Below are 26,276 nucleotides of genomic sequence, written 5' to 3'. Positions count from 1 at the left end.
CATGAGCACAGCAACAATCGGACAGGCTTATAACTACAAGGTCGTCCGCCAATTCGTCATTGCGACGATTTTCTGGGGCGTGGTGGGCATGGCGATGGGGGTTTTCATCGCCTCGCAACTGGTGTGGCCAGAGATGAACCTGGACCTGCCATGGACCACCTTCGGCCGACTGCGGCCGCTGCACACCAGCCTGGTGATTTTCGGTTTCGCCGGCAGCGCGCAATTTGCCGCCAGTTATTACGCGGTGCAGCGTACCTGCCAGGTGCGGCTGTATTCAGACAAACTCGCCGCGTTCACTTTCTGGGGCTGGCAATCGGTGATCGTGATCATGCTGATCACCCTGCCGCTGGGCTACACCACCACCAAGGAATACGCCGAGATCGAATTCTCCGGCGCGGTGTGGATGGCCGTGGTCTGGGTCGCCTACGCCATCGTGTTTTTCACCACCGTGGTACAGCGCAAGACCAAGCATATCTACGTCGGCAACTGGTTTTTCGGCGCGTTCATTCTGGTGATCGCCATGCTGCATGTGGTCAATCACCTGTCGATCCCGGTGGACTGGTTCAAGTCCTATCCGGTGTATTCCGGCGCCACCGACGCCATGGTGCAGTGGTGGTATGGGCACAACGCGGTGGGTTTCTTCCTGACCACCGGGTTCCTCGGAATGATGTATTACTTCGTGCCGAAACAGGTCAATCGACCGGTGTATTCGTATCGCCTGTCGATCGTGCATTTCTGGGCGCTGATCACCCTGTACATCTGGGCTGGCCCGCACCATTTGCACTACACCGCGCTGCCGGACTGGGCGCAGTCACTGGGCATGGCCATGTCGCTGATCCTGCTCGCGCCGAGCTGGGGCGGGATGATCAACGGCATGATGACATTGTCCGGCGCCTGGCATAAGTTGCGCACCGACCCGATCCTGCGCTTTCTGGTGTTGTCGCTGGCGTTCTACGGCATGTCGACGTTCGAAGGGCCGATGATGGCGATCAAAACCGTCAACGCCCTCTCCCACTACACCGACTGGACCATCGGCCACGTCCACGCCGGGGCGTTGGGCTGGGTGGCGATGATCACCTTTGGCGCGACCTATCACATGGTGCCGAAAGTGTTTGGCCGCGAGCAGATGTACAGCACGCCGCTGATCAATCTGCACTTCTGGCTGGCGACCATTGGCACGGTGTTGTACATCGCTTCAATGTGGGTCAACGGCATCACTCAGGGCTTGATGTGGCGGGCGATCAACGAGGACGGCACGCTGACCTATTCATTTGTCGAGGCGCTGCAGGCCAGCCATCCGGGGTTCATCGTGCGCTTTGCTGGCGGGGTGTTTTTCCTCACGGGTATGTTGCTGATGGCTTACAACGTCTGGCGCACAGTGCGGGTGGCGGACGTTGCACTGGCGCACCGCGAAGCGCAGATCGCCTGAGGCAGGGAGCCGCTCGTGATGGAGATTTTCTTTGATGTGATGGGCGTGGTGTTTCTGTGGCTGGCGGTGGAGTACTGCTTGCGGCGGGAGACGGCGGACAGTCTGGATGAAGCGAGCATGGTGCCGTTTGCCGATGACCCGGAGGTGGCGCGACGGGTGGAGCTGGCTACCGGTAAAACCGTGAAAGCGGTGGCGCCGGAGGTGGCGAAGCCGGGGTGGGTCAATCTCGATATGTGAGGGGTGTCAGGTGGGGTGCCCTCACCCTAGCCCTCTCCCAGAGGGAGAGGGAACTGACCGAGTGGTTTGTTCGAGTTACGCCGACCTGAAATATCGGAAGTGAATGCAATCTTAAAAACAACGAAGCTCGGCTCCCTTTCCCCCTCGCCCCCTTGGGGGAGAGGGCTGGGGTGAGGGGGTAAGCTCTTGATCTTAACTACGATCCCGAGGAATCAGGCTCTGCAACTGCTGCGCCAGAAAATTCGCATCAAACACAAACGTATCCGGATCCTTCAAACCATTGGTCTTGCGCCACTGCCACTCACCATTCGGCAGCCCCACCAACGAAATGCTGCCATAACGCGCCGCCGTCAGCCCCATCACCGCAAGCGAAATCTGCCCCGCACTGCCCATCACATCCGGCACGAACTCCACCGGTTTGCCGGCAATCACAATGCTCAGTTTCTCAGTCTTGAAGGTCGAGGTCTCCACCGGCGTGCTCGGCCCGAACGCGACGTACGCCTCGCGATTCACCTCCAGCAGATTCGGCGCCTGCACCGGTTCCAGCCATTGCTGAATATCGCCGAACAGCGCGGTAATCCGCGTGGCCCAGACCGCTGACTGTGTTTCGAACAGTTGCTTCTTGTGCGCTTCGCTCTCGGCGTAATGACGAAGCATCTCGCCCAATTGTTGTACGTCGTCCATAGCGGTGTACCTCGGAAAGGACCTGCAATACTCGATAGTGGCAGATACCAGCCGCTGCGTACGTTTAACCTGCACCAAGTCCGATGAAGCACCATGACACTTGGGTGAAAGATCAGCAGTACAGTCACTTGTTGCTGGCATCGGCCCCTGAACAAAAGGAAACTCCGGGCAGACCTGAACGTTCGACACTGTCATATGCCTGAGGACATCCAATGCGCACCATCGGCCTGATCGGCGGCATGAGCTGGGAATCCAGCGCCGAATACTATCGACTCATCAATCAGCAAGTCCGTGATCGTCTCGGCCCGTTGCGTTCGGCGCAATTGCTGATGTACAGCGTCGACTTCGGCCCTGTCGAACAGGCCCAGCACGCCGGGCGCTGGGACGATGCGGCGGCAATTCTGGTGGATGCCGCGCGCAGGCTCGAAGCCGGCGGCGCCGAATGCGTGGTGCTGTGTACCAACACCATGCACAAGGTCGCCGAACAGATTCAGGCGGCGATCAGCATTCCGTTTCTGCACATTGCCGAACCGGCCGCGCAGGCGGCTCTGGACATTGATGCGCGCACCGTCGGCCTGCTCGGCACGGCATTCACCATGGAACAGGACTTTCTCAAGCAACGCCTGATTGCCAAGGGTTTGACCGTGTTGGTGCCGAATGAAGCCGAACGCAAGGACGTCCACCGGATCATCTACGACGAACTCTGCGTCGGCGTGATCAGTGAACAATCGCGAAAAATCTATCAGCGAGTAATCGAATCACTGACCAAGCGTGGCGCTCAGGCAATTATCCTCGGCTGCACCGAAATCGGCATGTTGATCAAACCCGAACACAGCGCCCTGCCACTCCTCGACACCACCGAGCTGCATGCGCAGTCGGCGGTGGCGTTCGCGCTGGGCGACTGAGTCAGGTTTTCGAACGATTGCGCAGGCGGGCCATGCTCAGGGTGTCGACCCACTGCCCGTCGCGCACCGCGTAATCGCGAAACAGGCCTTCGGTCTCGAAACCGAATTTGCGGTAGAGCGCGATGGCGGCCTCATTGTCGGCGTAAACCGAGAGTTCGACGCGGTGCAGATTCATCCAGTTGTCGGCGACGTCCAGCGCCGCCGCCAACAGCTGCGAACCCACGCCTTTGCCCTGCCACGCCCCGGCGACTGCCATACCGACGCTACCGGCGTGGCTGCGACGAATCCGCGAATAGTTTTCCAGCCCCAGATGGCCGATGACCTGGCCCTGATGCAGCGCGACCAGCTTCAACACCCGTTCATTTTCCGCCAGCAGCCGTTGGCGCCAGACGTCGACGGACTGAAACGGCATCTGCAACACCTGCCGGGTGACGGCCCGCTCGTTGTAGAGCGCAGTGACAGCCTCGAGGTGCCACTCGCTAAAGCGTTCGATGTGAATGGCGGCGTTGTGGTCGGGCATGGCGGATCCTTCCTGGATCGATGTGTGGCTGACCACTCTAAACCGGTGAACACTTTGTCTGCCATAGCAAAATATTTGTAGGAGTGAGCCTGCTCGCGATAGCGGTGTGTCAGTCAACATTGATCAATCTGACACACCGCTATCGCGAGCAGGCTCACTCCTACAGGGGAATGTGGGCACAGGAGGATTGCGTCAGGGCTGGAACCATTCGTGGCGTTCGTTGAAGGTGTGGTGGATGAGGTCGGTCAGGGTTTGGACTTCGCTGATATTTTGTGAGTCCGCGTTGACCGCCAGCCACGCCTGCAATTGCATGGGTTCCTCGAACAGCCCCGGCAGCGCGATCAGGCCCCGATCAAAGCGGCTCATATACGCCGGCAACAACCCAATGCACGCGCTGCAGCGAATCATCTCCAGCATCAATTCATAAGACTGCATTTGCACCACCCCGGCCAGACGCTGTTCAACCAGTTCATTCCAAGGGCGAAAGCTGCTGATCTGCCGATCATGTTGCCATTGCACCAGCATGAAGTCGGCGAGGTCGTCGGGGGTGTCCGGGCGCGCGGTGACGCGGGAGTAGCGTTTGGCGATGTGCGGCAGGTAGTCGAGGCGCGCCAGTGGTTGCGGTTCGCTGGTGGCGAAGGTCGGTCCGGGGTGTGGGGTTTCGCCGTGGGCGAGCCAGAGGACGATGTCGGCGCTGACGGCGCGCAGGGACAGTTCGCTGTCCAGCGCGATGATTTCCAGACGTACGCTGGCATTGCGGCGCAGCAGTGCGATGAGGTCGCGGCCGAGGATGTCGTGCAGGATCGATTCGGCGACGGCGAGGCGAATCAGCGGTTGCTCGATCACCGGGAGTTTGCGTTCGTTGGCCAGCGCTATCAGTTTGGCCTGCAATTGCTGGCCTTCGCGGGTCAGGCTCAAGGCGCTGCCTTGAAAGCTGAACAGTGTGTGCTGAAGCTCTTGCTCAAGCTGCGCCAGTTGTTTGCGCAGCAAGGTCGAGCGTACGTTGAGGCTGCGTGCGGCTTGCATGAAGCAACCGCAGCGGGCGCTGACCAGGAAGTATTGGGCGACGTCGGCGTCGATGGTCGCGGCATGTGCGAGCCACGGTTCGCTGTTGTCCTGTGGCCAGCGGTAATCGCTGGTGCCCGGTCGTCCTGCGGGTTCGGTGAATGACATCGATGACTCCCTGTCGATCTTTGTATTTGTCTTAACGCAGCTCCCTGTAGGAGTGAGCCTGCTCGCGATAGCGGTGTGTCAGTCGACATTTCTTAACCTGACCCACCGCTATCGCGAGCAGGCTCACTCCTACAGGGGGATTGGTGGTGGAGGTGGGATTAGCGTTTTTCCTCTAGGACTTTGTTCAGTTCGGCGCCGTCGATGCTCAGGGTTGCGGTGTTGAGCATTCCGTCCAGATACGCTTGGGCAATCTGTTCCTGCCGCTGCGCACGCAAGGCCTCGGTTAGCTGATCACGCAGTTCATCGAGGGTTGCGGTGCGTGCAGGCTGTTGCTCGGTGAGCTTGATCACATGGAACCCGGCGGCACTTTGGACGGGATCAGAGACTGCGCCCACCTTGAGCCGCGCCACGGCGCCTCGCACTTCCGGCACCAATTGCTGCAACGGTTGCAGGCCGCTATCACCGCCGCGTTCAGCGGTGACGCGGTCCTGAGAATACTGCGTCGCCAGTGCAGCAAATTCTGCCGGTGTCGCCTGCGCTTTCTTGCTCAGTTCAAGCGCCTGTTTGCGCACCGATTCAAGATTCTGCGGATCATTCACCCCAAGGAAAATCTGACTGACCCGATACAACGACGGTGTCAGCCAGTTCGCTTTGCCTGCGTCATAGGCCTGCTGCAACTCGGCCGCACTCGGATAATCCGCCGGCACTTGACTGACCGAACGCAAGTAATCGCGGAAGACAATCTGCTCAGTCGCCGCACGGGTCTGCCGGGCCACGTCCGGACGCTGCGCCCAACCCTGCGCATCAGCCTGCTCCAGCACCGCTTTCTCGGCCAGACGCGTGCGAATCCAGCGTTCCAGTGCCTCACGATTACCGCGTAATTGTTCGCGGGTCTCTGGCGGGACTGTCGCCAGCAACGCCTGAAGTTCCGCAGGGCTTACCTGCTGATTACCCAACCGCGCCACTGCAGGCCCCGCAGCAACCGCCGCCACAGACGACGATTGCTGGGCGGCGACCGGGTCACTGCCCGGCCGCACCACCAGCGCCACGGCCACCACCAACAGCGCCACTGCCGCAGCGCTGATCACCATGGCAGGCTTTTTCACAGCGCGACTTCCTCTTGCTCGGCAACGGCGACTTTCGCGGTAGATGCTTGCGCGGCTTGAGTGAAATCACGCAGATAAACGATAAATTCCTGCAACAGGCGATCCCACAATTCCAGGTTGCCACGCACGTGCTCGTTGCTCACGCCCGCCGCCACCACCACGTCCATTTCCATCACCAGAAACTCGCCCTGCAACGACAACCGCGCAAAACGACGGCTGGCGTTCCACTGCTCGGCCACACCCTGTGGCAACTCACCCTGCACCCGCAGCGCACAGCTGAAAGTGAAATCGACGTAGCTGCCCTGCTCCACCGCCGGATTACCAAAGCGCACGGCGTAGCCGATGCCCTGGCTGGCGCTGAGCAACTGAACAATACCGTTCTGCTCGGTTTCGTTGACGCGATAACCCGCAGCTTGCAGGACTTCGGTCAGAGATTTTGGCGATACGTGGCTGATCAATTGAGTCATTGTTTCTTCCTTGTCTATCAGTGCGTGAGCGCGGCTTGCGGCGCGTCGAATTGAGTCTTGTAAAGCTCGTCACCAAACCCCTGAGCCAGTTCATCGAACTTGACCCGGGCGCTGCCCGCGAAGGGCTGGCGGATCTTCATCACCTCGGCCACGTCGATGTTTTCGTAGGCAGTGAGGATCTGCTTGGCGACGCCGTACATCTGCTGATTCTTGACTGAACATTGCTGCACTTGTGTGTCACGTTCAGCCAATTGCGCTTGAAGCTTAGACCGTTCTGCCTCTTTGGCACGGGCCATGACCAGCAACTCGTCATAGGCCTTTTTGAACTTGCCGGTCTGCTCGGCGCTAGCCGCTACTTGTGCCTGCGCCTGGCTGTGCAGGCTCTGCTGCTGCCCGGCCAGTTGCTCGGCGACGCCTTTGGCCTTAGCCAGTTCAGCGCTCAATTGCTTGATTTGCGCCTGCGCAGCCTTGGCTTCGTTCTGCGCCGCCAGTTGCGCGGCGCTGGCCTGGGCCTGCTGACTTTGCAGGGCCTGCAGCTGTTGCGTGGTGCTGCGCAATTGCGTGCGCAGGCGTTCTTCCATGCCTTCGGCATTCGCACCGGTAGCGCACAACAAGCCGAGGCTCAGCCACAACAAACGCGTTTTCATAACCCTCTCCCGGCGCCTTAGAAGCGCGTGTTGATCTCAAGCTGCAAGACGTCGATGTCGAACGGCGCGCCGTACACCGCTTCGGTGCTCATCCAGCGACCGGTCGCGTAAACGTTCTTCGCCAGACCGTAGTTGCCGCCAATGAAATAACCCTTGGCGTTGGTGCCGCCAAGGTGGAACGACGAGTCGTTGAAACCGTCCGGCAAGGCATCAGGCTGGATGTATTTGTAGCCAGCAAACATGTTCCAGTCGCCCTGCTTTTTCAGGTCCAGCGCGCTGCCGAGGGTGAACTGCACCATCCACGCATTGGCGCCGCTTTCGATGTCGCCGTTGCTGTCGAGGTTGTTGACGATCTGCCCGGCCGAACGCTTGCGCATGTCGCCTTCGTCGTACGCGAGGTTGTGGATGTAGTTGCCCTGGCTGCGCAGTTTGAAGTCTTCCGGCAGGTCGGCGTCCCACACTACGTTCAAGTCCAGCAGATTGAATTCGGAAGCGAGGCCAACGAATTGCGGCTGCGGCGTGGTAGTCGGGTTAAGCGGGTTCGGCGTGATGTCGCGCAGCAGGAACACGCTGTTGCCCTTCTGCATGAACGCCGCGCGGCTGCCGTCGCTGTCGCAACCCGGTGCGCCGGCCCACGGTTCGCAAGGGCTGGAGCGCTGACCCTGAATGTCGTCGAAGCGGTAGTAAGCCAGCGCGCCTTTCAAGCGGTTGTTGCTGTTGATCGCCCATTTGGCGCCGATCTGCGCACCGTACAGCCACTTGTTGTCGCTCTCTTCCTTGTCGAAGCCGTTGCTGCTGGCGGTGTCGTTGGTGTAATCCACCGGGAACGCGCCGACGGTGCCGAACACGCCCCAATCGCGGTTGAGCTTGTGGTCGAAAATCGCCGCGACGCCGTCGAAGTTCAAGTCGTTGGAATAGAGCATGTCGGTGGACATGAATGGATTGGCGAAGCGCCCGCCGGTCAGGGTCAATTCATCCGTGGGCTTCCAGTTCAGGTAGCCCTGATCGAGCCAGATGTCCTTTTTGGCGAAACCGCCGCCGAGGTTTTGCGTGGTCGACACCGGGTTGTTGTCCGAGCCGGTGCCGATACGAATGCCAGCGGTCCATTGCGGCGAGATCTCGGCTTTCATGCCCAGCCGTGCACGGATGCGGAACTGGTTGGTGCGGTCTTCGCGGGTGTTGAGCAACGGCGGCAGATTGGTGCTGCTGTTCGGATTGACGTCGTACGGGCCGTTGTTGTTGAGCTTGGCGAAGTCGACGATCTCGTTGCTGTTGCTGTCCGAGTAGTAGCGCGATTCGTTGCGCAAGCGAATGTCGCCGTCGAAACTGATGCGCGCAGCCCATTCCGGGAAGCTGTTGGGCGCGGCCCAGTTTTCCTGTTTGGCGGTGGCCATGACTTCGGCTTTGACCTGATCGCGGATCTGGTCACGCACCGCTGCCGGCACGTATTGCACACGCACGTCACCCGGCGCCGCCACTGGCCCCGCCGCCACAGCGGTGGATGCCGCAGCTTGTTTCGCCTGCGCCGCTTCGTTCTGCGCCTGGGCGATCAGTGCGTCGGCCTTGTCCTGTTTCAGAATGCCCTGCTCGACCAGCAAGCGGATCAGATTGATCGTGGCGTTCTCCGAGGGCGCAGGCGCTGCCGCGGCCTGACCGACCAGGGTCGCAATGACCATGCCGACCGCCAGGGACAATCGATTCACGTTGGAAATCATCTGCACACAACTCCTTTTGGCAAAGCGTAAATAAGTGAATTAACCCGGACGCCGCCCTTGCAGGGACAGGCGCACAGGCAAAGTGATGGAGGCCGGTGGCCGTTCGCTCAGTGCCGGAGCACCGCGCAGCGCCGCCAGAACTTGCGTATCGATCTCAGGGTTACCGCTGGACTTGATCAGCTCGACCCGGGTGATCTCGCCAACGCTGCTCAGCCAGACATCGGCCTGCAGCGAGAACGCGAGGTTGCGCAGCTCAGGGTTCTCACGGAGCAAACGCTGGAAGGTGAACGCCAGAAACTGGCTGTACGTCCCCGTGCCCAGGCGCCCGCCGCCGGTCCCGGCCATGCCGCCGCCCTTGCCCGCGCCGATGTTGAAAGCGTCATTGCCGGACTGCGCATCGCCGTCCATTTGCATCGGATTGGCCAGATCGTCCACCGGTGATGGCGGTGCTTCTTCCTCGGGCTTGACCTCTTCTGGTTCCGGCGTTGGTTCCGGCTCGACGACTTTTTCTTCGACCGGGGTTTCCGGCTCCGGCGGTTTTTCTGGCGGCGGAGGTGGCGGTGGCGGCAACGGAATGATCGTCGGCACCTTCGGCGCTTCGCGGCGGATGCCGCTCATGTCGTTGGCCCACTGCCAGAGGAACCACGCGGCGAGCGCGCCGATCAGTAATCCGGCGCCCCACTTCGCGTAACGCAGCGCTGGTTTTTTCACCGGCAGCGGTTCGATCGGGAGTTGTGCGGTCATGACTCAGCCCTGACTCGGTTTGCCGGTGACGAGACCGACCTGGGACAGTTCGAGCCGGCGCAACAGATCCAGCACTTCGATGACTTTCTGGTATTGCACGGTCGCGTCGCCGCGCACGATCACCGGGAAATCCGGGCTCTGCGCCTTCTCGATGCGCAGGCGTTCTTCCAGCTCGGCCAGGGTCACCGGGTAAGCGTCGAGGAACACCTGGCCGCCGTCGTTGACCGAAATCGCCTTGGTCTTGGCCTCGGACAGCGACACGGAGGCGCTGGCCTTGGGCAGGTTGATCTGGATCCCGGAGACCTGCGCGGTGGCGGTGAGGATGAACATCACCAGCACCACCATCAGTACGTCGACCAAGGGGGTGATGTTGATGCTGTCCACTGCTGCATCTTCGTCATCGTCGTGGGAGGCATTTACAGACGCCATGTCAGTGCTCCTCAGGCCGGTACGGAGTGGTTGGCGTGATGGCCGCGATGCGACGACTCACTGAACTGACTCTCGCCATGCATCTCCGCCAGCCGCGTGATGAACTCGTCGACGAACACGCGCATGTCGGCGCTGACTTCCTTGTTGCGGGTGATCAGGCGGTTGTAGCCAAACAGCGCCGGGATCGCGACGAACAGGCCCATCGCCGTGGCCAGCAACGCGGCAGCCATACCGGGCGCGATGGCGTTGATGTTGACGTCGCCGGCCATTGCGGTGCCGAGGAACACCACCATGATCCCCAGCACCGTACCGAGCAGGCCGATGTACGGGCCGCCGGCGATGGCGTTGGACAGGGTCGAGAGTTTCGAGCTCAGTTGCTGGTTTTCGCGGGTGCGCACGCCGTCCATGGAGCAGCGGATGGCTTCGATGGTGGCGGCGGATACCGAGGAGGTATCGGCGCCCTGCTCTCGGCGGGTGCGGATCTCTTTCACTGCTACCAGATACAAGCGCCACAGCGACGAATGCTGCAAACGCTGGGCGAGTTGGGCGTCGTCAGCGAACATCTCCAGACGCGTGCCGACCTTGGCGAACTGCACGCGGAAGTCTTCGTTGGCGGCAGATACGCGGCTGAGGCTGCGGTTCTTGCGCAGCATGATGACCCACGACTGGAACATCATCAGCACCAGCACGGCGATGATCACCCAGGCGTCGATCGGCACGGCGTTGAGCAGAAAGCCGAGGCTGCCGAAACCGAAACCGGACTGTTCTTCGTCGACACCGTAAGCCACCAGTTTCGACTCGGCACCTTGCGAAGTAGCGTCCGCCAGCAACAGCGCTGCCGGGCGCGAAACCTTCGACAGACGCAATTCATCGATAGCGCCCACGAACGGCTGGAATGGGCCTTCGTGCACGTCAGCACCGATGGCCATGACCGAGTTGAAGGCCGGCATCGCCTGAGCGAGCGTGGCAACTTCGCGACCGTTGATGAACAGGGTCACTTTCGAGCTTTCAGCGGTGAGCGCGACGTGTTGCCATTGGCCCGGATTCAGCGCTTGCGTGGCGACAGCGCGTTGGCCATCGATTTCTACAAACGTTACGCCTTGATTGGCACCGACCAGCAGACTGTTGGCGCCTTCACGACGGGCGAGAATCAGTTGTTCGCCATTGGCCTGATCCAGACGCAACCAGGCACTGAAGGTGAACGCACTGCCAGCGTTGTGCTGCAACGAAGGACTGGCCGGCAGCAACAACGGCTGGCCGCTGAACTGCAAGGCGCGCCCGACGACGCCGTCAATCGCCGCGCCGGTCGCACTTTGCGCGGTATTGCCGTAGGCGGTGGTGTCCTTGGCCGGGGTGCCGGTGGCGCCGTCGAAGTGATAGAGCGCGGTGTAATTCGGGTCGAAGGTCAGCTGGCCGTTGCCGGTCGCCGGGGCCTTTTGATTGCCGTAATACATCCAGATGTCCTGGCGCTGACCGCCCTCGACATTCGGCACATCGACCCAGATCAGCGCCATGCCCATCAGCGCGTCGAAACTTTCGATCTGGTGGTTGAGCACGGTCTTGTCATCGGCGGCGACGAAGCGCAGATCCGAACCGTCCTCTTTGACCCCGTCGAAGGTGAAGTTACCGGTGTGCAGGCGCACCAACAGCGCCGTGCGACCGAGGGCCTGATTGATCGCCGCGCCTTGTGGCGTGGTGTCGACGGCGATCTGTTTGCGGTAATGCCAGTCGTCCTGCCACCAGGCCTGAGCCGTGGCCGGGAGCACGAAGCCCAGGCAGATCAACAACGAAAGAATGAGGCGCTGCATGAACGTGCTCCTTTAAAAAGTGGCTTGAAGGTTGAAGTGCAGGCGCGATTCCTGTTTCGAGGTGTTCGGCCCTTCGAGTAGCGGGTAGCCCCAGTCGAGGCTGCCGGACAGCCATTTGCTCAGGCTGGCGCGGGTGCCGAGGCCGACGCTGGCCAAGGCGTAATTGGCGTCCTGATCCGGCAGTTCGTCGCGCAGATAAAGTTGTGCACCTTCGGCAAAGGCGTAGAAACGCCAGTCCTGCATCCACGTGCCGGCGTACTTGGCCAGCGATGGCGTGCGCAGTTCCTGACTGAGCAGCAAGCCGTCATCGCCGGTGCGTTCGGCAGCCAGATAGCCGCGCACTGAAGTGGCGCCGCCGGCGGAGAATTGTTCGTTGGAGACCAGTGGCCCCGAGGCGAGTTGGAATGCGGCTTTGCTTGCGCTCTGCCAGTCGCTGTCGAAGGTCCAGGTGTAATTGGTATCGCCCTTGAGCACGGCGAAACTTGGTTTGGCACGGTAGCGTTTGTAGTCGAAATCTTCGTCGGAACTGCCGTAGCCGAAGATGCTGCGAGTGGCGGCGACGAGGCTCAGGCCGAGGCCGAGCTGGCTCTTCTCGGTGTAGCGGTAGCCGTTGTAGGCGAAGGTGAACGGTGCGTATTGCAACGGGACTTTGTCGCTCTCGCCGGACAGGGTCAGGCGTTCATCGAAGTCCTTGAAGTCGATGCCGGCGGACAGCGAATTCGACCAGTTGCCGCTCGACGGCAGCGTGTAGATCGCCGACACGCCGTAGCTGTGGCCCTTGCCCAACACGTTGCTGCCGCCGATGGTGGCGACGTTGCTGTCGGACTGGTAACCGGAGAACTGCACGCTCCAGCGATCGGTCAGCGGCGCGGTGTAGGAGCCGGACCAGACCTTGGCGTTATCGGTTTCCTGCGGTGCAGTGAAGAACGTCAGGTTGACGCTGTGGCCAAGTTGCCAAAGGTTGTTGTAACCAAGGCTGGTGACCGTGCGCAGTTTTTCCGTGTCGGCGCTGTAATCGTTGTTGAGGCCGACGCTGGCGGTCCACGGGTTCTGGTCTTCGACCTGCAAATCGACGTCCATGGTGCCGGGGCGCTGACCTTCGCGCACCAGCGGCATGACTTGCCGGCCCGGGGTTTTGTTCAGTTGTGCGAGTTCGCCCTGGACCTTGGCGAAATCCGGCACCTCGCCTTCCTTCAGCGCCGGGACGTCGTCGCGGATGTCCAGCGGCGAATAGTGTTTGGCGCCGACCACACGCACCCGGCCGACCTTGGTTTCGCTGACTTGCAGGTAGACGATGCCGTCAGCCACCGCTTGCTCCGGCAGCTCGACGAACACCGACTGATAGCCGCGTTCCTGATAGGCCTTTTGCAACGCGTCCCGAGCACCTTCGATATCGCTGAGGGCTTTTTGCGGGCCGAGAAACGGGTACACCGCCTCTTCAATCGCCCGCGCATCGAGCACGGTGTTGCCGCGCACGAAGTATTCGTTGACGTCGACCAGACGCTGCGCCGCCGCGCTTTCCGCAGCCTCTTCGGCCAATGCCGGCTGCACGCCCGCCGTCACCAGCAGCCAGCCCCACAGCGCCAGCCGTGACTTGAAAATCGGTTCCACACTACCCCCTGAATTCGCGATGACCTGTTGGCGTTTCGAACGCCGCGTGTATGGCGTCAATTGCTGGCTGTCGAGGCGCAGGCGTGCTTGCCCAGCCACGTGTGCAAAAGCGCGAAGTTCAGCGAGAACTCAGGCATTTGCAGCAACGCGCCGCAGAACACTTCGCCAATGATTTTTTGAATGAGCAGCACCGCCCGTGGCTCGTTGAGCAGCGTGGCGATGTCGCGACTGAGGGCGTTGAAGCTCCAGACTTTCTGGTTCAGGCCAAGACCGACGAACCAGCGGAACAGCAGGTTGTAATTGAGCTGTTCATACAGTTGCTGCTCGCTGGGCACCGAATACAGCAGTTGCAGGAGCAGGATGTGCATCACCGTTTGCGCGGGAATCAGCATGCCCGGCTCGGCATTGAGGTCGTGCAGGAGTTCGCGGTGGGCGTCGAGCAAGTCGTCGATCTGCGGGCGCAGCAACACCAGCGAATGGCCCGGCGGAATGTAGCTCGACACCTCTTTCAAGGCGCCCTGCCAGTCATCCTGCGAGACAATCCAGACCCACGGCGCGCCGTAGCGATACACCGAAACCGGCTTCTTGCGCGCGGCTTCGACGATCTTCGACAGGCGTTGATCGAGTTCCTGCATGCCCACTTTCGAGTAGCGTTCCATAGTCCCCATTGCCTCACTCCCGGCGTCCCGCCTCGGCTTGTGAAAAACGCCCCGTTGGGCCCCTCAAGCGCGTTACATAGGCATGACCGGACTGGCGATGTGCTACCGAACTTTTGTCATAAAAGCTTCATTACCGCGTATGGGTGTATACACATCCAATGTAGGAGTGAGCCTGCTCGCGATAGCGGTGTGTCAGCCAAATAAATATCAACTGACAGGACGCCATCGCGAGCAGGCTCACTCCTACAGGGGATTTGTGGTGATTTTGGGTCAGGTGTAGACGGGCCAGGTGTCGACTATTTTGCCGTTGCGCACGGCGAGCAGGTCGCCGAATTGCAGGAGTACGGCTTCGGTCTGGGTCGGGCGCAGGAAGACTTGATCTTCTACGGTCAGGCCGACGGCACTGGAGCCGTTGACTATCTCTTGATTGGAGCTGCGTCCGTAGACGCTGTTGCTCTGTAAACCCTGGGGCGATTCGAACTCGGCCATCCAGTTACCGCCGTAGATGAAGAAGGTCTGACGCTGATTCTGGTCCCACCACGAAAACAGCTTCGACTTGTCATCCAGCGCCGGGATATTCACCGCGCCAGTGCTTTTCAACACGGGCGTGGCGATGTAGGTCGCGGGGACGTGCTCGTTGAGCGATGGCAAATCATAGTGCGTCGGTTTAAGCATCGCCGTTCCCACCGAAACCTCGCTGCTGAGTTTCTCGTTTTCATGAATGCGATAACTCGGGCTCCCTGCAGTGTTCAGGCACAAACCGTCATGCCACAACGCGGGAAACTGCTGGCGGGTGAAATCGACACAGCGCTGATAAATCACCATGACCTTGGCGAACAGTTCTTCCGGCGAGCCAAGAATCCCCGGCACTCCCATGCCCACGAACGGGTCGTAGCCCATGAAGCCAGCGAATTCCAGATGCTGCGGGTTGGCGCTGATCAGCGTGAGCATTTGGCCCAACACATTCACATCACTGACGCCGCCGCGATGCAGGCCGACGTCCAGCTCAATGTTGATGCGCATCCTTGTGCCTAACCCCTGAGCCAGCGCGAGGTATTGCTGCAAACGCTGCGGCCCGTCGAGCAGCCATTGCAGTTGCTTCGCGGGATCAAACGGGCCTTTGTGGGTTTGGTAGAACAGCGCTGCCGAACGTACCGGTAATGGCTTGCCAAGCAAAATATCCGACTGTGGAAACGTCAGCGCATCGTGATTGAGAAACGGCTGATGAAACGACATCAGCTTCTGCGTTCCGGCACGTTGCGCGATGTAGCTCAACAGCCCCGGCGATGGCAGCGACTTCTCCACCAAACGCAATTGCTTGCCACCGCGTTTGACCGATTGCATCACCACATCGATGTTGTGATCGAGCCGATCCAGGTCGATCAACAGCACCGGGCGCATTGGCCCGTGGTCCTTCAATTCTTTGTTCAACGCGCGGAAATAGTCGCTGTACGGCGCGCCGTGATCCCCCGGGCGCAACCACGCGCCAACACCGACCAAGAGCGCGCCGACACCCAACGTACCGAGAAGAAAGTTACGTCGATTGACCGCCATCAGCTCACCCCCAAAATCGACGACAAATGCGCATTGAGAAAGCGCCCGCTCGGATCCAGGGCCTGGCGCACATCGATAAATTCGCGCCAGCGCGGATACAGCGGTTGCAGGTTCTTCGCGTTGAGCGTGTGCAACTTGCCCCAGTGCGGCCGGCCGTTGTACTTCCAGAAGATCGGTTCGACCGCCGCAAAGAAATTGTGATGATCCATCTGATAATGCTGGTGCACCGAGATCGAACAGCTGTCGCGGCCCTCGAACATGCTCAGCGGAATATTGTCAGCCTTGACGTACCGGTACTCGATGGGAAACCAGGTGCGCAAATCCTTGTCCTGAATCAGCTTGAGGATTTCGCGCAGGCACGCCGGGCCGTGTTCGGCTGGCACGGAATACTCCATTTCGTTGAATCGCACGGTGCGCACGTTGGCGTAGATGTCGTAGGAGTCGCCGACGCGCTCATCGAAACTCGCCAGATGACGCAAGCTGTTGAGCAGCGTACGGCGCAGGTCGGGGAAGTCGCTGCCGTACTTGTCGATCTTTTCGATCAGAGTGACGAACTCGTTGCCACCCTCTTCTTCCGGGCTGATCGGCGGCGTGGCCGGGTCATCGGTTTCGTTGAGGGCGATGGACAAGGCGTAGTCGGAATGGGTGACGACGAGCATTTCCCAGTGCTGGTTTTCGCTGGTGTTCTTTTCGAGGTCTTCGAGCAGCTCTTCGGTCTTGGCGATCCATTGCCGTTCGCGCAAGCGATAAGCCGGGCGGTTTTGCAGACGGATTCTGGTGGCCACGCCGAGGGCGCCGAGAGAAACCCGGGCGGCGTTGAATACTTCCGGATGGCGTTGGCTGTCGCAGTCGAGCACTTCACCGCTGGCCGTCACTAGTTGCATGCCGCAGACGTGCGCCGAGTAGGACTGGAAGTTTTTGCCGGTGCCGTGAGTCGACGTGGCAATGGCCCCGGCGAGGGTCTGGTAATCGATATCGGCCATGTTCTGCAGGGCCTGACCAATGTCTTTCAGCGGCAGGCCCATGCGTGACATCGGCGTGCCGGCGGCGAATTCGGCTTGCAGGGTTTTCGCATCGTGGTCGAGCAGTCCGTTGAAATAGCTCAGCGACAACAGCGTCCCATCGGTGGGCACCAACGCGCTGAAGGAATGCGCCGAACCGACCGGACGAATCTTGCCTTGCGCCTGTTTGATGACGGTCACCAGTTCATCAAGATTCTTTGGCGCCAGCCGCGCCGCCGGCAGGCAACTCTGCCCGCCTGACCAGTTGCGCCAGGGAATCAAGCGTGGCGCACGCAGCAATTGGCCCAATGCCGGGTTACTGGCCAACGCACTGAACGCGCCGACAATGCTTGCCCGTTGCAACAACTGACGCCGTGTCAGATCCATGGTCATGCCGGGCACCTTATTCTGGGAGGACTTGGTCGGCCATGAAGCCGATCAGTTGCAAAAACTGCTCTTCGCTGCACTCGACGCACTGGCCCATCGGCGGCATGCCGTTATAGCCGTTGATGGCGTGGTCGAGCAGCGTGTCGCGGCCCTGCCGGATGCGCGGCTCCCAGGCTTTGCGATCACCGGTGAGCGGCGCATTGGCAGCGGGGTTGGCGTGACAGAGCTGGCAGCTGTTGGTGTAGATCTGCGCCAGTGCCGGGTCCTTGGGCATGGCTTTGTTGCTGGTGACTGAGGGCTTCGGGTCTTCGCCGCAGCCAGGCAGCGCCATGACCAACGCCAAGAATAGAGTGAGTCGGATTGCCCGCATAACGGCCTCGCTTATTGTTGTGCTCTCACCTTAAGGCAGCGGCTGCAACGGGTTGAGGGCATTGCCGGACAGCGAGGGGGGCAAACGGGGCCAGCCCTCTCCCCGATGATCGTTCCCACGCTCTGCGTGGGAATGCCTCAAGGGACGCTCCGCGTTCCAATGGGACGCAGAGCGTCCCCGGCTGCATTCCCACGCGGAGCGTGGGAACGATCATCAAGCCACCCCCCTCTGCTTTGCGCCTTTGCGTGACATTCCGGTGACATTTGCGGGTTTAAATTTCAGCGCATTCAGGCGTATAACCTGTGAAGGCTTTTTGATCTGCATACGGACATCAACACGGGGTAGCGACATGACCACAGCAAACATCCTTGGCAATCTGTTCCCTTCTGTCAGCGACATCCCGGAAAAATACCGCCTTGACGCTCAGGTCGAGCAACGCGAATATCTGGTCGACGGCCAGTTGCGCCGCTGGGACGGCCCGCTCGCCACCGTGCGCAGTCCGGTCTACCTGAAAGGTGACAACGGCGATGAGCAAGTCATCCTCGGCAGCACGCCGTTGCTCGATGCCGAGACCGCCCTCACTGCCCTCGACGCTGCCGTGCGCGCCTACGACCGTGGCCAGGGCCTGTGGCCGACCATGCGCGTGGCCGAACGCATCCAGCACGTCGAAGCCTTCCTCGGCCGCATGCGCCAGCAGCGCGAAGCCGTGGTGAAGTTGCTGATGTGGGAAATCGGCAAGAACCTCAAGGACTCGGAAAAAGAGTTCGACCGTACCTGCGACTACATCGTCGATACCATCAATGCGCTCAAGGAACTCGACCGCCGCTCCAGCCGTTTCGAGCTGGAACAGGACACGCTCGGGCAGATCCGTCGCGTGCCACTCGGCGTCGCCCTGTGCATGGGCCCTTACAACTATCCGCTGAACGAGACCTTCACCACGCTGATCCCGGCGCTGATCATGGGCAACACCGTGGTGTTCAAACCGGCCAAGCTCGGCGTGCTGCTGATTCGTCCGTTGCTGGAAGCGTTCCGCGACAGTTTCCCGACCGGTGTGATCAACGTCATCTACGGCAGTGGCCGTGAAACCGTCAGCGCGCTGATGGCCAGCGGCAAGATCGACATCTTCGCCTTCATCGGCACCAACAAAGCCGCCAGCGACCTTAAGAAACTGCACCCCAAACCACACCGCTTGCGTGCTGCGTTGGGTCTGGATGCAAAAAATCCGGGCATCGTTCTGCCGGAAGTCGATCTCGACAACGCCGTCAGTGAAGCGGTCACCGGTTCGCTGTCGTTCAACGGTCAGCGTTGCACCGCGCTGAAAATCCTCTTTGTGCATGAAGATGTGGTCGACAGCTTCATCGAAAAATTCAACGCCAAACTGGCCACGCTGAAACCGGGCATGCCGTGGGACAGCGGTGTTTCGCTGACGCCGCTGCCAGAGTCAGGCAAGGTTGATTATCTACATGGTCTGGTGGCGGATGCGCGCAGTAAAGGCGCCGAAGTGGTCAACCCGAATGGCGGCGAATCCCGCGAGTCGTTCTTCTACCCGGCAGTGCTGTACCCGGTGAACCCGCAGATGCGTGTCTATCAGGAAGAACAGTTCGGCCCGGTCGTACCGATCGTGCCGTACCGTCATCTCGATACCGTGATCGACTATGTGCTGGAGTCGGATTTCGGCCAGCAATTGAGCATCTTCGGTACCAACCCGGTGGCAGTCGGACGGCTGGTGGACACATTCGCCAACCAGGTCGGGCGGATCAACCTCAATGCTCAGTGCCAGCGCGGTCCGGATACCTACCCGTTCAATGGCCGCAAGAATTCCGCAGAAGGTACGCTGTCAGTACACGATGCATTGCGGGTGTTTTCGATCCGCACACTGGTGGCAACCAAGTTCCAGGACAGCAACAAGGATCTGATCAGCGAGATCATTCGCGGTCGTGATTCGAGCTTCCTGACCACCGACTACATCTTCTGACGAGGGCCTTGCACTGAGTACGTTCAGCACCTACCGACTGCCGCCACTGTTGCGTCGAATTCTGCGTCCGCTCCTGGACCCGTATCGCCGCTACCGACACGCCCGATTGATCCACGCGGTGCGGGTGGCATTGGGGTTGCTGGCGACGATTGTGCTGACCACCGGCATCAACCTGCCCCACGGTGAGTGGGCATCGGTGACCATGCTGGTGGTCATCGGCGGTTTGCAGCACCACGGCAACATCGGCAAGAAAGCCGCCGAGCGCGCCACCGGTACTTTGATCGGCGCCGGCGTCGGTTTGTTACTGGTGGCGCAGCATGCGTGGCTCGGCATGCCATGGCTGACCTACTTTGCGATGGCGGTGGTCTGTGGCTTCTTCTCCTATCACGCCATCGGCAAGGGCGGCTATACCGCCCTGCTCTCGGCAATTACCGTATTCATTGTCGCCGGGCATGGCGACAACCCGATCACCGACGGCTTGTGGCGTGGCGTCGATATTCTCATCGGTATTGCGCTGGCGTTGGCGTTCTCCTTCGCTCTGCCGCTGTACGCGGTGTACTCGTGGCGCTACAACCTGGCCGATGCCTTGCGCGATTGCGCGACGGTATACAGTCGAATCATCAACGGCCAGCCGGTCAGTGCCGACGAGCACCTGAAGCTGATGAGCCGTTTGAGCGCGGTGATGGTGCAATTGCGTTCGCTGATGCCGTCGGTGTCCAAGGAAGTAAAGATCTCCATGACCGAACTCGACGCGATCCAGCGCAACCTGCGCATGTGCATCAGCACCCTGGAAATCCTCGGCAACACCCGCCCCGATGCCAACGACCCCGAAGCCATGGCTCATCTGCAATCAGCGTTGAAAGCCGAGCACCGCATGATCCGCGTGCAATTGATCGGCATGGCCCGCGCCTTGAAATCCGGTGCGATACAGCGCCTTGATCGTCCGCTGGCGTTACCGGACGCCAGCCTTGATGCGCCGGTCTACAGCGCGCTGGACGGCTATCGCCTGTTGACCCGGCAACTAGCGGCGAACATCGCCGAGATGCGCCAGCGCCTGGCCAAAACCGCACCGCGCTGGAACATCTGAGGTTTATTGCGCAACCAGTCGGCGCGCCTTGAAGCCCCAGCCCTGCTGCATGCCAGCGGCCGCGAGGAGAATCGCCGCCACGCCTAGCCATTGCAAAGTCTGCAAGCGATGACCGAACGCAAACCAGTCGACAAAAATCGCTGCAATCGGGTAAATGAAGGACAGTGCGCCAGTGAGCGCCGTCGGCAATTTCTGGATGGCACCGTACAGCAACACATACATCAAACCGGTATGAACGATGCCCAGCGTCACCAGACTGGCCCACGCCCCTGGTGTTGGCGGCAGTGCGGAAAAATGCGCGAACGGTGCGAGCAACAGCACGCCGGTGCAGACCTGGATCAATGCGATCAGATGTGGCGGTGTGCCGGTCAAACGCTTGATGATCAACGCTGCAATCGCATAGAGAAAAGCCGCACCCAACGCCAGGGCGATTCCCACCAGATAGTCGTTACCGCTGTTGCCTTGCTGACCATGGGCGCTGACAATCGCCAGCATCCCCATAAATGAAATCGCCAGCCAGAACAGCTTCTGCACGGTTATTTTTTCGCCGAGAAACAGTGCCGCCAAACCAACCAGCATGAACGGCTGCACGTTGTAAACCGCAGTGCCAATGGCGATTGAAGCCCGCGAGTACGAAGCAAACAGCAGCACCCAGTTTCCGACAATCGCCATCCCGCTGAGCACCGCCAGCCAGAATGTCGTACGGGTCAGAATGCCCGGCCGCAGAAAACCGAATGCCGCGCAAATCAACAGCAAAGTAGCGGCACCGAATACGCAGCGCCAGAACACCACGTCCAGAACCGCTTGCCCGGAAACCAGCACGAACCAGCCAATCGTTCCGGATATCAGCATGGCAGCGGTCATTTCAAATGAGCCGCGACGGATCGGGTTGTCCATCTTCAATCTCCTCAGCATTTGGCGAAAGTGTGGCAAAAGTATGTCAAGCGAACACGGCATCGCTCCAGAGTAAAAGGCAGGCTAAACTGCAGATCTGCCTTTTTTATCGAGGGTGACTATTAGAAATCGCCTAATCCGGGAGTTGAGTGATGACCGACGATATCGACCAGATTCTTATCAGCGCACTGATGGAGGATTCACGGCGTTCGCTCAAGGCGCTGGCGCAAATCAGTGGTTTGTCTTCGCCCAGCGTGGCCGAGCGTTTGCGCCGGCTGGAAGAGCGTGGCGTGCTCAAGGGCTACACCGTGGAAATCGACCCGAAATGCTTCGGCTATCAATTGCAGGCCATCGTCCGGGTACGGCCGCTGCCGGGGCAGTTGCAGGAGGTCGAGCGCCAGATTCTGTCGATTCCGGAATTTACCGAGTGTGACAAGGTGACCGGCGAGGACTGCTTTATCGCCCGCCTGCACGTGCGTTCGATGGAGCAGTTGGACACCCTGCTCGACCGCCTCAATACGCTGGCAGAAACCAACACGGCGATCGTCAAGAAAACCCCGGTCAAACGCCGCTTACCCCCGATGGCGTGAGTGCTTTTTCTGCATGTTTGGCTTAGATTGGGGTTTTTCCGGCGAAGGATTGGCGGTATGAAAGTTCAAGCAGTGATGCTGATGGCGTTAATGCTAGGCGGTTGCGGGACAGTGCAGACGGTGATGCGCGACGATCAGGTCGCCGTCGACGATTTGAAATCGAACAAATCCTATTGTGGGGCGGTGCCAAGGATCTACAGCGGCGTGATGTATGACTTCTGCAGCCTGCATGCGCCGATAGACCAAGGTAACAAGTACAACGCCGCCCTCCCCGGTTGGGCAATTGATGCCGTGGCTTCCGGGGTGCTCGACACCTTGTTGCTGCCTTACACGATCTACAGGCAACAGACTGACGGCAGCATCATCATCAATTGATCGACTATATGGCCGCGCCCACCGACATTGTCACAGGCAACAAAAAACCCGCATAAGCGGGTTTTTTGTTTTTTGCACGTAACAATCAGTCGTCGCGGCTCATGATGCCGAAGATCTGCAACAAGCTGACGAACAGGTTGTAGATCGATACATACAGGCTGATGGTCGCCATGATGTAGTTACGCTCACCGCCGTGGATGATGGCGCTGGTCTGGAACAGGATGCACACGGACGAGAAAAGCACGAAACCTGCGCTGATCGCCAGTTGCAGGCCGCTGACCTGGAAGAAGAAGCTCGCCAGCGTTGCACCCAGCAACACGAAGAAGCCAGCGGTGATGAAGCCACCGAGGAAGCTCATGTCCTTGCGGGTGATCAGCACGTAGGCCGACAGACCACCGAACACCAGCGCGGTCATCGCGAACGCCGAGCTGACCACTTCAGCGCCGCCCTGCATGCCCAGGTAACGGTTGAGGATCGGGCCGAGCAGGAAACCCATGAAACCGGTCAGCGCAAAAGCGGACACCAGGCCCCACGCGGAATCACGGAGTTTGTTGGTGAGGAAGAACAGCCCGTAGAAGCCGATCAGCACCACGAAAATATTCGGGTAGCCAACACGCATCTGCTGAGCGACAAAAGCCATGACGCCGCTGAATGCGAGGGTCAGAGCCAGTAGGCCGTAAGTGTTGCGCAGGACGCGGCTAACCTCTAGCTGCTCAGCCTGCACGCTGTTATTAACTGCGTAATCCTGTTCGCGCATGGCGACACTCCTGTTGGTTTGAAACGTTCAGTCGCAAAGATCATAACAGACGCTCTGTAACAAGCCATGCAGAGAGTTTGACAGTGTGTTTCATTCAGGTATTATGGCGCCCGCAACGCAACGGAGGTGTGGCCGAGTGGTTTAAGGCAACGGTCTTGAAAACCGTCGACTGTAACAGGTCCATGAGTTCGAATCCCATCGCCTCCGCCATATTTGGTACCGACAAAGCCCTGATTATTCAGGGCTTTGTCGTTTCTGGGATCTGAGGTTTTTGCGGCTTTTTCCGAAGCGTTACAAAACTTTTTGCAACGCGTTACAAAACTCCCCCCTCTCCGGCGTCCTGCCGATCGTTAAAAAACTCTTCATGTAACACGGTGCTACGCTGGTTCTTTGGCTACCAAGGAAACCAAAATGCCCAACTCAGACCTGCTCCCTTCCCTGCTCTTCAAGATCAACGAAAACCAACTCGCCCTCGAAGCCGCCATCATGGAGCTATCGAATTGGGTTGAGCAGCGAGGGTCGGCCGATGTCGCCGAGAATGTACGGGGCGCCCTCTGGGCAATAGACAAGAACGAGGAGTTCATCAAGATGACGCTTGCGGTTTTGATGACACCCGAGTGACCGCTATCGGCCAGAAGCGGACCTTTGATCTGTCAGAAACATTGCTGTCCTTCGGCCAACTGGAAAGGCGACGGTGATTTCATTTGGCTTTTGCAAGCTTCGGTAGAGCGCTCTTTTGCCGACTCGGCGGATTTACTTCCGCTTACCAGCATATTTGATATCGGAAAAGCTCATCTGACTCATGCACAAGGCTAGTTGGCGTGGGCGAATGAAAGGGACCTCTATAGAGGTCATGCGACCAGTGCTGACTTGACCGGAGAACATTAAAGTTTCTGCCTCTTACTCCGATAATATGGAGCGATATCTCATCGCAAACACACGTTTTTATTCAGGATCATAGTGATAATGAAAAATCAGAAGCTGACGAGTAATACTGTTTCAGGGGGGTCGCAGTCAGTTGGTAGAGGTGAGAACCTTCGCGACCTTCTGAAGCGCATTGCATTAGTTGGCGCTACCCTTTGCTTTTTACTTTTTATCATCCCGAGTCATTGGCGGTTTGTATATTTTTCTACAAGTATGTTTTTTCTAGCGGTTGGGGTCGGGGTTAGGGTGATGCAAATTTTCCACCCAGGAAAATATGAATTTATCGAATTCTGGGGAGGGGTAGTAACCTGGTACGAAAATCTTGAGCGTCGCCATCAACTTTACCTTAATGTCATCCTATGCATCCCTGTTCTTGGTTATTTTTACTTGCTGGACGCGAATAATTTATTCGCACCGGTCGCTATGTTGTTTTTTATTTATTGCCTAGGCGTTGCTGCGTATGATGTTTATCGCATCTACGCAATCCTTTATGAAACCTCGGTGGGCAAGGGGCTTATTGCCATCGCATTTGCTATTGGCTCTAATCTCGCATTCAGCATCGCGGGAAACATTATCGGCGGGATGACTCATGTACCACCTATAACTTTTCCGCATACTTTGTCTTTTTTGGCAATCTTTGCGATCCCATTTCTTTTTATTGCTGCGGGAGCAATTTTTATCCCAGTCTCTATTGTAATGGCTCCCCTTCTCATTTATGCATCGAGCTTTGCGAAAAAAGTACCACGACTTACAAAGTGGTTTTTAGGGGTTGAGCTTAATGATAAAGGAAGTCGCTACATTGTTGCGACGGTGATTTTTCAGATAGTTTTTTATTCGGCCGTTGGAGCGTTCACACCAGCAACATTCCTCCTTCTGCTAAATCGATACAACCAACAAATAGAATTGGCAATTGGAAATTCGATATACGAATTCGACATGTATCCCGGCACCGAATGCAAGACGGCTTTTAGCTATCGCCAAGCATCGCTAGGCGACGAGAACTATGTTCTGGCAAGCAAACAATCAACGGGAATAACGTTTGAACCGCCCAAAAAATGCGCTCTCTGACAGGCCCTTGCTAGCGTGGTATTTCAGAATGAATGCGAAAAAGAAGCCCCTGTCGGTGACGCGGGGGCCTCACGCACAAACGTCCTGACCGGGTTAGCTCAATGCTAGCCTTGCTGTCCGTACAATCCTCTTCGGCATCGCGGTGATGCATCACTGCGGCGTCTTGTCTAAGTACCTTGAGGAAGCTTCAATCGCGTTTCCCCGGTCGCACAGAATCTTCAAAACGGTGTGCTTCTCATCATGAACAACATTGTGTGAAGGGCTGCTTTGGGGCGAAAGAGTCTTCGGAACTAACCGCTTTTGGCCGATAGCCGACTTTAATCGCAGCTCGTCGCTTCTTGCTCGCTCTACGGCGGGACCTCGATTACTGTACATGCATACAGCATTTGTACAGTGAACCCGTTTTCATGAATTTCGACCAGGCCAAAACTCTGAGGCTCCAGCAATGGCGCGCAACTCTCGATGACCAAGACTTCCGCATGCAAAACCCGGAGGGCCACCGGGAAACCCTCTATGGGATGGCAGCCACGCTCCGCGATGAGGGCCTGATCAACAAGCTTGAGCAGTTCGACATGAACGAAATGGCAGACGCCGCGTACTGGCACGCCGTCGAGGAGCTGCAGAATTCGCCCAGCCAATACCGCGGAGCCTCGACCTATGACGTTGTGCAGTTCGACAACGGAAAGCTGCTTGGTACTATCAGCCGCTCGATATTCAACTTCGCGAGTGACGAGCCTCGCGGTGCCTCCTTCGCTTATGACGGGAAGGTTTATTCCGACACGGACGGGGTAAGGCTGACCTTAGGGCTTTCCCGAAAAATTGGGCGAATTTCAGGTCTGGTTCTGGAAATGAACGGGCGTCGGTATCAGTTGATCGAGACCGAGCGAATGATTGCCGGGATTGCCCACCGCCCTCTCTCTGACTCTGACGCCTATCGGGCTCTGGTAGAAGCCGCTCAGGTTGCGCAAGAGGAACGGGATCTTCACGCCTTTGAAAAGATACGACCTCATATCGAGTCGGCAGCCTTCTGCATCTGCCCAGCTTGTCTCGACCACTTTGGCGCACGCGAAGATTGCCAGATGTGCGCTGGAAACGGTTTTGTGACGAAGTCGGCGCCTGCGGGTCTGCGCTGAAGGATGTGCTTGATCATGCAAGTTAAT

At 58.9% G+C, this 26,276-nt stretch carries 27 protein-coding genes and 1 tRNA gene; 11 read left to right on the top strand and 17 right to left on the bottom strand.

Features of this window, described 5'->3' with window-relative positions:
- The first annotated feature begins 1 nt into the window (after position 1).
- Together ccoN and CKW17_RS03460 are read left to right on the top strand one after the other, a co-directional pair.
- Positions 2–1,429, top strand: a complete 1,428-nt coding sequence (ccoN, locus tag CKW17_RS03465) for a cytochrome-c oxidase, cbb3-type subunit I (protein WP_095119025.1) — start codon at positions 2–4, stop codon at positions 1,427–1,429.
- A gap of 18 nt (positions 1,430–1,447) precedes the next feature.
- On the top strand, positions 1,448–1,666 hold the full coding sequence (locus CKW17_RS03460; RefSeq protein ID WP_095118716.1) for a CcoQ/FixQ family Cbb3-type cytochrome c oxidase assembly chaperone: 219 nt from the start codon (positions 1,448–1,450) through the stop codon (positions 1,664–1,666).
- A gap of 192 nt (positions 1,667–1,858) precedes the next feature.
- On the opposite strand, the gene CKW17_RS03455 is transcribed toward CKW17_RS03460, so the two are convergent.
- Entirely contained in the window at positions 1,859–2,350 is a 492-nt protein-coding gene (locus tag CKW17_RS03455; RefSeq protein ID WP_095118715.1) for a hypothetical protein, read from the bottom strand.
- Positions 2,351–2,562: 212 nt separating this feature from the next.
- Between CKW17_RS03455 and CKW17_RS03450 the strand changes: the two genes are divergently transcribed.
- Positions 2,563–3,255, top strand: coding sequence for an aspartate/glutamate racemase family protein (locus CKW17_RS03450; RefSeq protein ID WP_095118714.1), 693 nt, complete (start codon positions 2,563–2,565; stop codon positions 3,253–3,255).
- 1 nt (position 3,256) lies between these two features.
- Here the strand turns inward: CKW17_RS03450 and CKW17_RS03445 are convergent, their stop codons facing one another.
- From CKW17_RS03445 to CKW17_RS03380, 14 genes are all read right to left on the bottom strand, one after another.
- Entirely contained in the window at positions 3,257–3,775 is a 519-nt protein-coding gene (locus CKW17_RS03445; RefSeq protein ID WP_095118713.1) for a GNAT family N-acetyltransferase, read from the bottom strand.
- Between the two features lie 192 nt (positions 3,776–3,967).
- The gene (locus tag CKW17_RS03440; RefSeq protein WP_095118712.1) at positions 3,968–4,948 is read right to left on the bottom strand and encodes a LysR family transcriptional regulator; all 981 of its coding nucleotides are present in this window, start codon (positions 4,946–4,948) and stop codon (positions 3,968–3,970) included.
- Between the two features lie 158 nt (positions 4,949–5,106).
- Entirely contained in the window at positions 5,107–6,054 is a 948-nt protein-coding gene (locus CKW17_RS03435; RefSeq protein ID WP_095118711.1) for a peptidylprolyl isomerase, read from the bottom strand.
- The gene (locus tag CKW17_RS03430) at positions 6,051–6,521 is read right to left on the bottom strand and encodes a YbjN domain-containing protein (protein WP_095118710.1); all 471 of its coding nucleotides are present in this window, start codon (positions 6,519–6,521) and stop codon (positions 6,051–6,053) included. The genes CKW17_RS03435 and CKW17_RS03430 overlap by 4 nt, the downstream gene beginning before the upstream one ends.
- Before the next feature lie 17 nt (positions 6,522–6,538).
- Entirely contained in the window at positions 6,539–7,168 is a 630-nt protein-coding gene (locus CKW17_RS03425) for a DNA repair protein (RefSeq protein ID WP_095118709.1), read from the bottom strand.
- A gap of 17 nt (positions 7,169–7,185) precedes the next feature.
- On the bottom strand, positions 7,186–8,883 hold the full coding sequence (locus tag CKW17_RS03420; protein WP_095118708.1) for a putative porin: 1,698 nt from the start codon (positions 8,881–8,883) through the stop codon (positions 7,186–7,188).
- Between the two features lie 39 nt (positions 8,884–8,922).
- Positions 8,923–9,627, bottom strand: coding sequence for an energy transducer TonB (locus CKW17_RS03415; RefSeq protein ID WP_016983409.1), 705 nt, complete (start codon positions 9,625–9,627; stop codon positions 8,923–8,925).
- Between the two features lie 3 nt (positions 9,628–9,630).
- A complete protein-coding gene (locus CKW17_RS03410; RefSeq protein WP_007915482.1) occupies positions 9,631–10,056 on the bottom strand; it encodes a biopolymer transporter ExbD in 426 nt (141 codons plus the stop codon).
- A gap of 11 nt (positions 10,057–10,067) precedes the next feature.
- Positions 10,068–11,864 carry a DUF2341 domain-containing protein gene (locus tag CKW17_RS03405; protein WP_095118707.1) on the bottom strand — a complete coding sequence of 599 codons (1,797 nt, stop codon included), beginning with the start codon at positions 11,862–11,864 and terminating at the stop codon, positions 10,068–10,070.
- 12 nt (positions 11,865–11,876) lie between these two features.
- Positions 11,877–13,475 (bottom strand): ShlB/FhaC/HecB family hemolysin secretion/activation protein, encoded by a 1,599-nt coding sequence (locus tag CKW17_RS03400; protein ID WP_095118706.1) that lies wholly within the window; start codon positions 13,473–13,475, stop codon positions 11,877–11,879.
- Positions 13,476–13,531: 56 nt separating this feature from the next.
- A complete protein-coding gene (locus CKW17_RS30695; RefSeq protein WP_007915478.1) occupies positions 13,532–14,143 on the bottom strand; it encodes a transposase in 612 nt (203 codons plus the stop codon).
- Positions 14,144–14,404: 261 nt separating this feature from the next.
- Positions 14,405–15,613, bottom strand: a complete 1,209-nt coding sequence (locus CKW17_RS03390; protein ID WP_176470038.1) for a DSD1 family PLP-dependent enzyme — start codon at positions 15,611–15,613, stop codon at positions 14,405–14,407.
- Between the two features lie 74 nt (positions 15,614–15,687).
- Positions 15,688–17,016: a D-arabinono-1,4-lactone oxidase gene (locus tag CKW17_RS03385; RefSeq protein ID WP_176470037.1), complete on the bottom strand. Its 1,329-nt coding sequence runs from the start codon at positions 17,014–17,016 to the stop codon at positions 15,688–15,690.
- A gap of 76 nt (positions 17,017–17,092) precedes the next feature.
- Positions 17,093–17,446: a cytochrome c5 family protein gene (locus CKW17_RS03380; RefSeq protein ID WP_095118703.1), complete on the bottom strand. Its 354-nt coding sequence runs from the start codon at positions 17,444–17,446 to the stop codon at positions 17,093–17,095.
- 349 nt (positions 17,447–17,795) lie between these two features.
- Between CKW17_RS03380 and CKW17_RS03375 the strand changes: the two genes are divergently transcribed.
- Together CKW17_RS03375 and CKW17_RS03370 are read left to right on the top strand one after the other, a co-directional pair.
- Complete coding sequence (locus CKW17_RS03375) at positions 17,796–19,421, top strand: NADP-dependent glyceraldehyde-3-phosphate dehydrogenase (RefSeq protein ID WP_095118702.1); 1,626 nt, start codon at positions 17,796–17,798, stop codon at positions 19,419–19,421.
- Between the two features lie 46 nt (positions 19,422–19,467).
- Positions 19,468–20,508: an FUSC family protein gene (locus CKW17_RS03370; protein WP_026000472.1), complete on the top strand. Its 1,041-nt coding sequence runs from the start codon at positions 19,468–19,470 to the stop codon at positions 20,506–20,508.
- Between the two features lie 3 nt (positions 20,509–20,511).
- Here CKW17_RS03370 and CKW17_RS03365 read toward each other — a convergent pair whose 3' ends face one another.
- Positions 20,512–21,405, bottom strand: coding sequence for a DMT family transporter (locus CKW17_RS03365; protein ID WP_095118701.1), 894 nt, complete (start codon positions 21,403–21,405; stop codon positions 20,512–20,514).
- A 149-nt stretch (positions 21,406–21,554) separates the two neighbouring features.
- Here CKW17_RS03365 and CKW17_RS03360 point away from each other — a divergent pair, with 149 nt between their 5' ends.
- A complete protein-coding gene (locus CKW17_RS03360; protein ID WP_007915449.1) occupies positions 21,555–21,992 on the top strand; it encodes an Lrp/AsnC family transcriptional regulator in 438 nt (145 codons plus the stop codon).
- A gap of 57 nt (positions 21,993–22,049) precedes the next feature.
- On the top strand, positions 22,050–22,367 hold the full coding sequence (locus CKW17_RS03355; protein WP_095118700.1) for a YceK/YidQ family lipoprotein: 318 nt from the start codon (positions 22,050–22,052) through the stop codon (positions 22,365–22,367).
- 85 nt (positions 22,368–22,452) lie between these two features.
- On the opposite strand, the gene CKW17_RS03350 is transcribed toward CKW17_RS03355, so the two are convergent.
- Complete coding sequence (locus tag CKW17_RS03350) at positions 22,453–23,124, bottom strand: Bax inhibitor-1/YccA family protein (protein ID WP_095118699.1); 672 nt, start codon at positions 23,122–23,124, stop codon at positions 22,453–22,455.
- Between the two features lie 122 nt (positions 23,125–23,246).
- Between CKW17_RS03350 and CKW17_RS03345 the strand changes: the two genes are divergently transcribed.
- The 4 genes from CKW17_RS03345 (at position 23,247) to CKW17_RS03330 (ending at position 26,249) form a co-directional block, all read left to right on the top strand.
- A tRNA-Ser gene (locus CKW17_RS03345) sits at positions 23,247–23,334 on the top strand.
- Between the two features lie 201 nt (positions 23,335–23,535).
- Positions 23,536–23,745: a hypothetical protein gene (locus CKW17_RS03340; protein ID WP_034156506.1), complete on the top strand. Its 210-nt coding sequence runs from the start codon at positions 23,536–23,538 to the stop codon at positions 23,743–23,745.
- Between the two features lie 345 nt (positions 23,746–24,090).
- Positions 24,091–25,116: a hypothetical protein gene (locus tag CKW17_RS03335; protein WP_095118698.1), complete on the top strand. Its 1,026-nt coding sequence runs from the start codon at positions 24,091–24,093 to the stop codon at positions 25,114–25,116.
- Between the two features lie 407 nt (positions 25,117–25,523).
- Positions 25,524–26,249, top strand: a complete 726-nt coding sequence (locus tag CKW17_RS03330; protein WP_095118697.1) for a hypothetical protein — start codon at positions 25,524–25,526, stop codon at positions 26,247–26,249.
- Positions 26,250–26,276: the final 27 nt, after the last annotated feature.

Source organism: Pseudomonas sp. Irchel s3f10 (assembly GCF_900187515.1).
In the GTDB taxonomy this organism is placed as follows: Bacteria; Pseudomonadota; Gammaproteobacteria; order Pseudomonadales; family Pseudomonadaceae; genus Aquipseudomonas; species Aquipseudomonas tensinigenes.
Note: the sequence above shows the minus strand (reverse complement) of the source record. Positions and strands in the feature narration are given on the sequence as shown.

Bases quoted from the DNA above. Each gene is read 5' to 3' on its own strand.
- CKW17_RS03420 (WP_095118708.1), bottom strand. From the start codon at position 8,883: ATGATTTCCAACGTGAATCGATTGTCCCTGGCGGTCGGCATGGTCATT.
- CKW17_RS03355 (WP_095118700.1), top strand. From the start codon at position 22,050: ATGAAAGTTCAAGCAGTGATGCTGATGGCGTTAATGCTAGGCGGTTGC.
- CKW17_RS03405 (WP_095118707.1), bottom strand. From the start codon at position 11,864: ATGCAGCGCCTCATTCTTTCGTTGTTGATCTGCCTGGGCTTCGTGCTC.
- CKW17_RS03375 (WP_095118702.1), top strand. From the start codon at position 17,796: ATGACCACAGCAAACATCCTTGGCAATCTGTTCCCTTCTGTCAGCGAC.
- CKW17_RS03415 (WP_016983409.1), bottom strand. From the start codon at position 9,627: ATGACCGCACAACTCCCGATCGAACCGCTGCCGGTGAAAAAACCAGCG.
- CKW17_RS30695 (WP_007915478.1), bottom strand. From the start codon at position 14,143: ATGGGGACTATGGAACGCTACTCGAAAGTGGGCATGCAGGAACTCGAT.
- CKW17_RS03410 (WP_007915482.1), bottom strand. From the start codon at position 10,056: ATGGCGTCTGTAAATGCCTCCCACGACGATGACGAAGATGCAGCAGTG.
- CKW17_RS03450 (WP_095118714.1), top strand. From the start codon at position 2,563: ATGCGCACCATCGGCCTGATCGGCGGCATGAGCTGGGAATCCAGCGCC.
- CKW17_RS03430 (WP_095118710.1), bottom strand. From the start codon at position 6,521: ATGACTCAATTGATCAGCCACGTATCGCCAAAATCTCTGACCGAAGTC.
- CKW17_RS03380 (WP_095118703.1), bottom strand. From the start codon at position 17,446: ATGCGGGCAATCCGACTCACTCTATTCTTGGCGTTGGTCATGGCGCTG.
- CKW17_RS03440 (WP_095118712.1), bottom strand. From the start codon at position 4,948: ATGTCATTCACCGAACCCGCAGGACGACCGGGCACCAGCGATTACCGC.
- ccoN (WP_095119025.1), top strand. From the start codon at position 2: ATGAGCACAGCAACAATCGGACAGGCTTATAACTACAAGGTCGTCCGC.
- CKW17_RS03365 (WP_095118701.1), bottom strand. From the start codon at position 21,405: ATGGACAACCCGATCCGTCGCGGCTCATTTGAAATGACCGCTGCCATG.
- CKW17_RS03350 (WP_095118699.1), bottom strand. From the start codon at position 23,124: ATGCGCGAACAGGATTACGCAGTTAATAACAGCGTGCAGGCTGAGCAG.
- CKW17_RS03460 (WP_095118716.1), top strand. From the start codon at position 1,448: ATGGAGATTTTCTTTGATGTGATGGGCGTGGTGTTTCTGTGGCTGGCG.
- CKW17_RS03425 (WP_095118709.1), bottom strand. From the start codon at position 7,168: ATGAAAACGCGTTTGTTGTGGCTGAGCCTCGGCTTGTTGTGCGCTACC.
- CKW17_RS03340 (WP_034156506.1), top strand. From the start codon at position 23,536: ATGCCCAACTCAGACCTGCTCCCTTCCCTGCTCTTCAAGATCAACGAA.
- CKW17_RS03360 (WP_007915449.1), top strand. From the start codon at position 21,555: ATGACCGACGATATCGACCAGATTCTTATCAGCGCACTGATGGAGGAT.
- CKW17_RS03455 (WP_095118715.1), bottom strand. From the start codon at position 2,350: ATGGACGACGTACAACAATTGGGCGAGATGCTTCGTCATTACGCCGAG.
- CKW17_RS03330 (WP_095118697.1), top strand. From the start codon at position 25,524: ATGAATTTCGACCAGGCCAAAACTCTGAGGCTCCAGCAATGGCGCGCA.
- CKW17_RS03445 (WP_095118713.1), bottom strand. From the start codon at position 3,775: ATGCCCGACCACAACGCCGCCATTCACATCGAACGCTTTAGCGAGTGG.
- CKW17_RS03335 (WP_095118698.1), top strand. From the start codon at position 24,091: ATGAAAAATCAGAAGCTGACGAGTAATACTGTTTCAGGGGGGTCGCAG.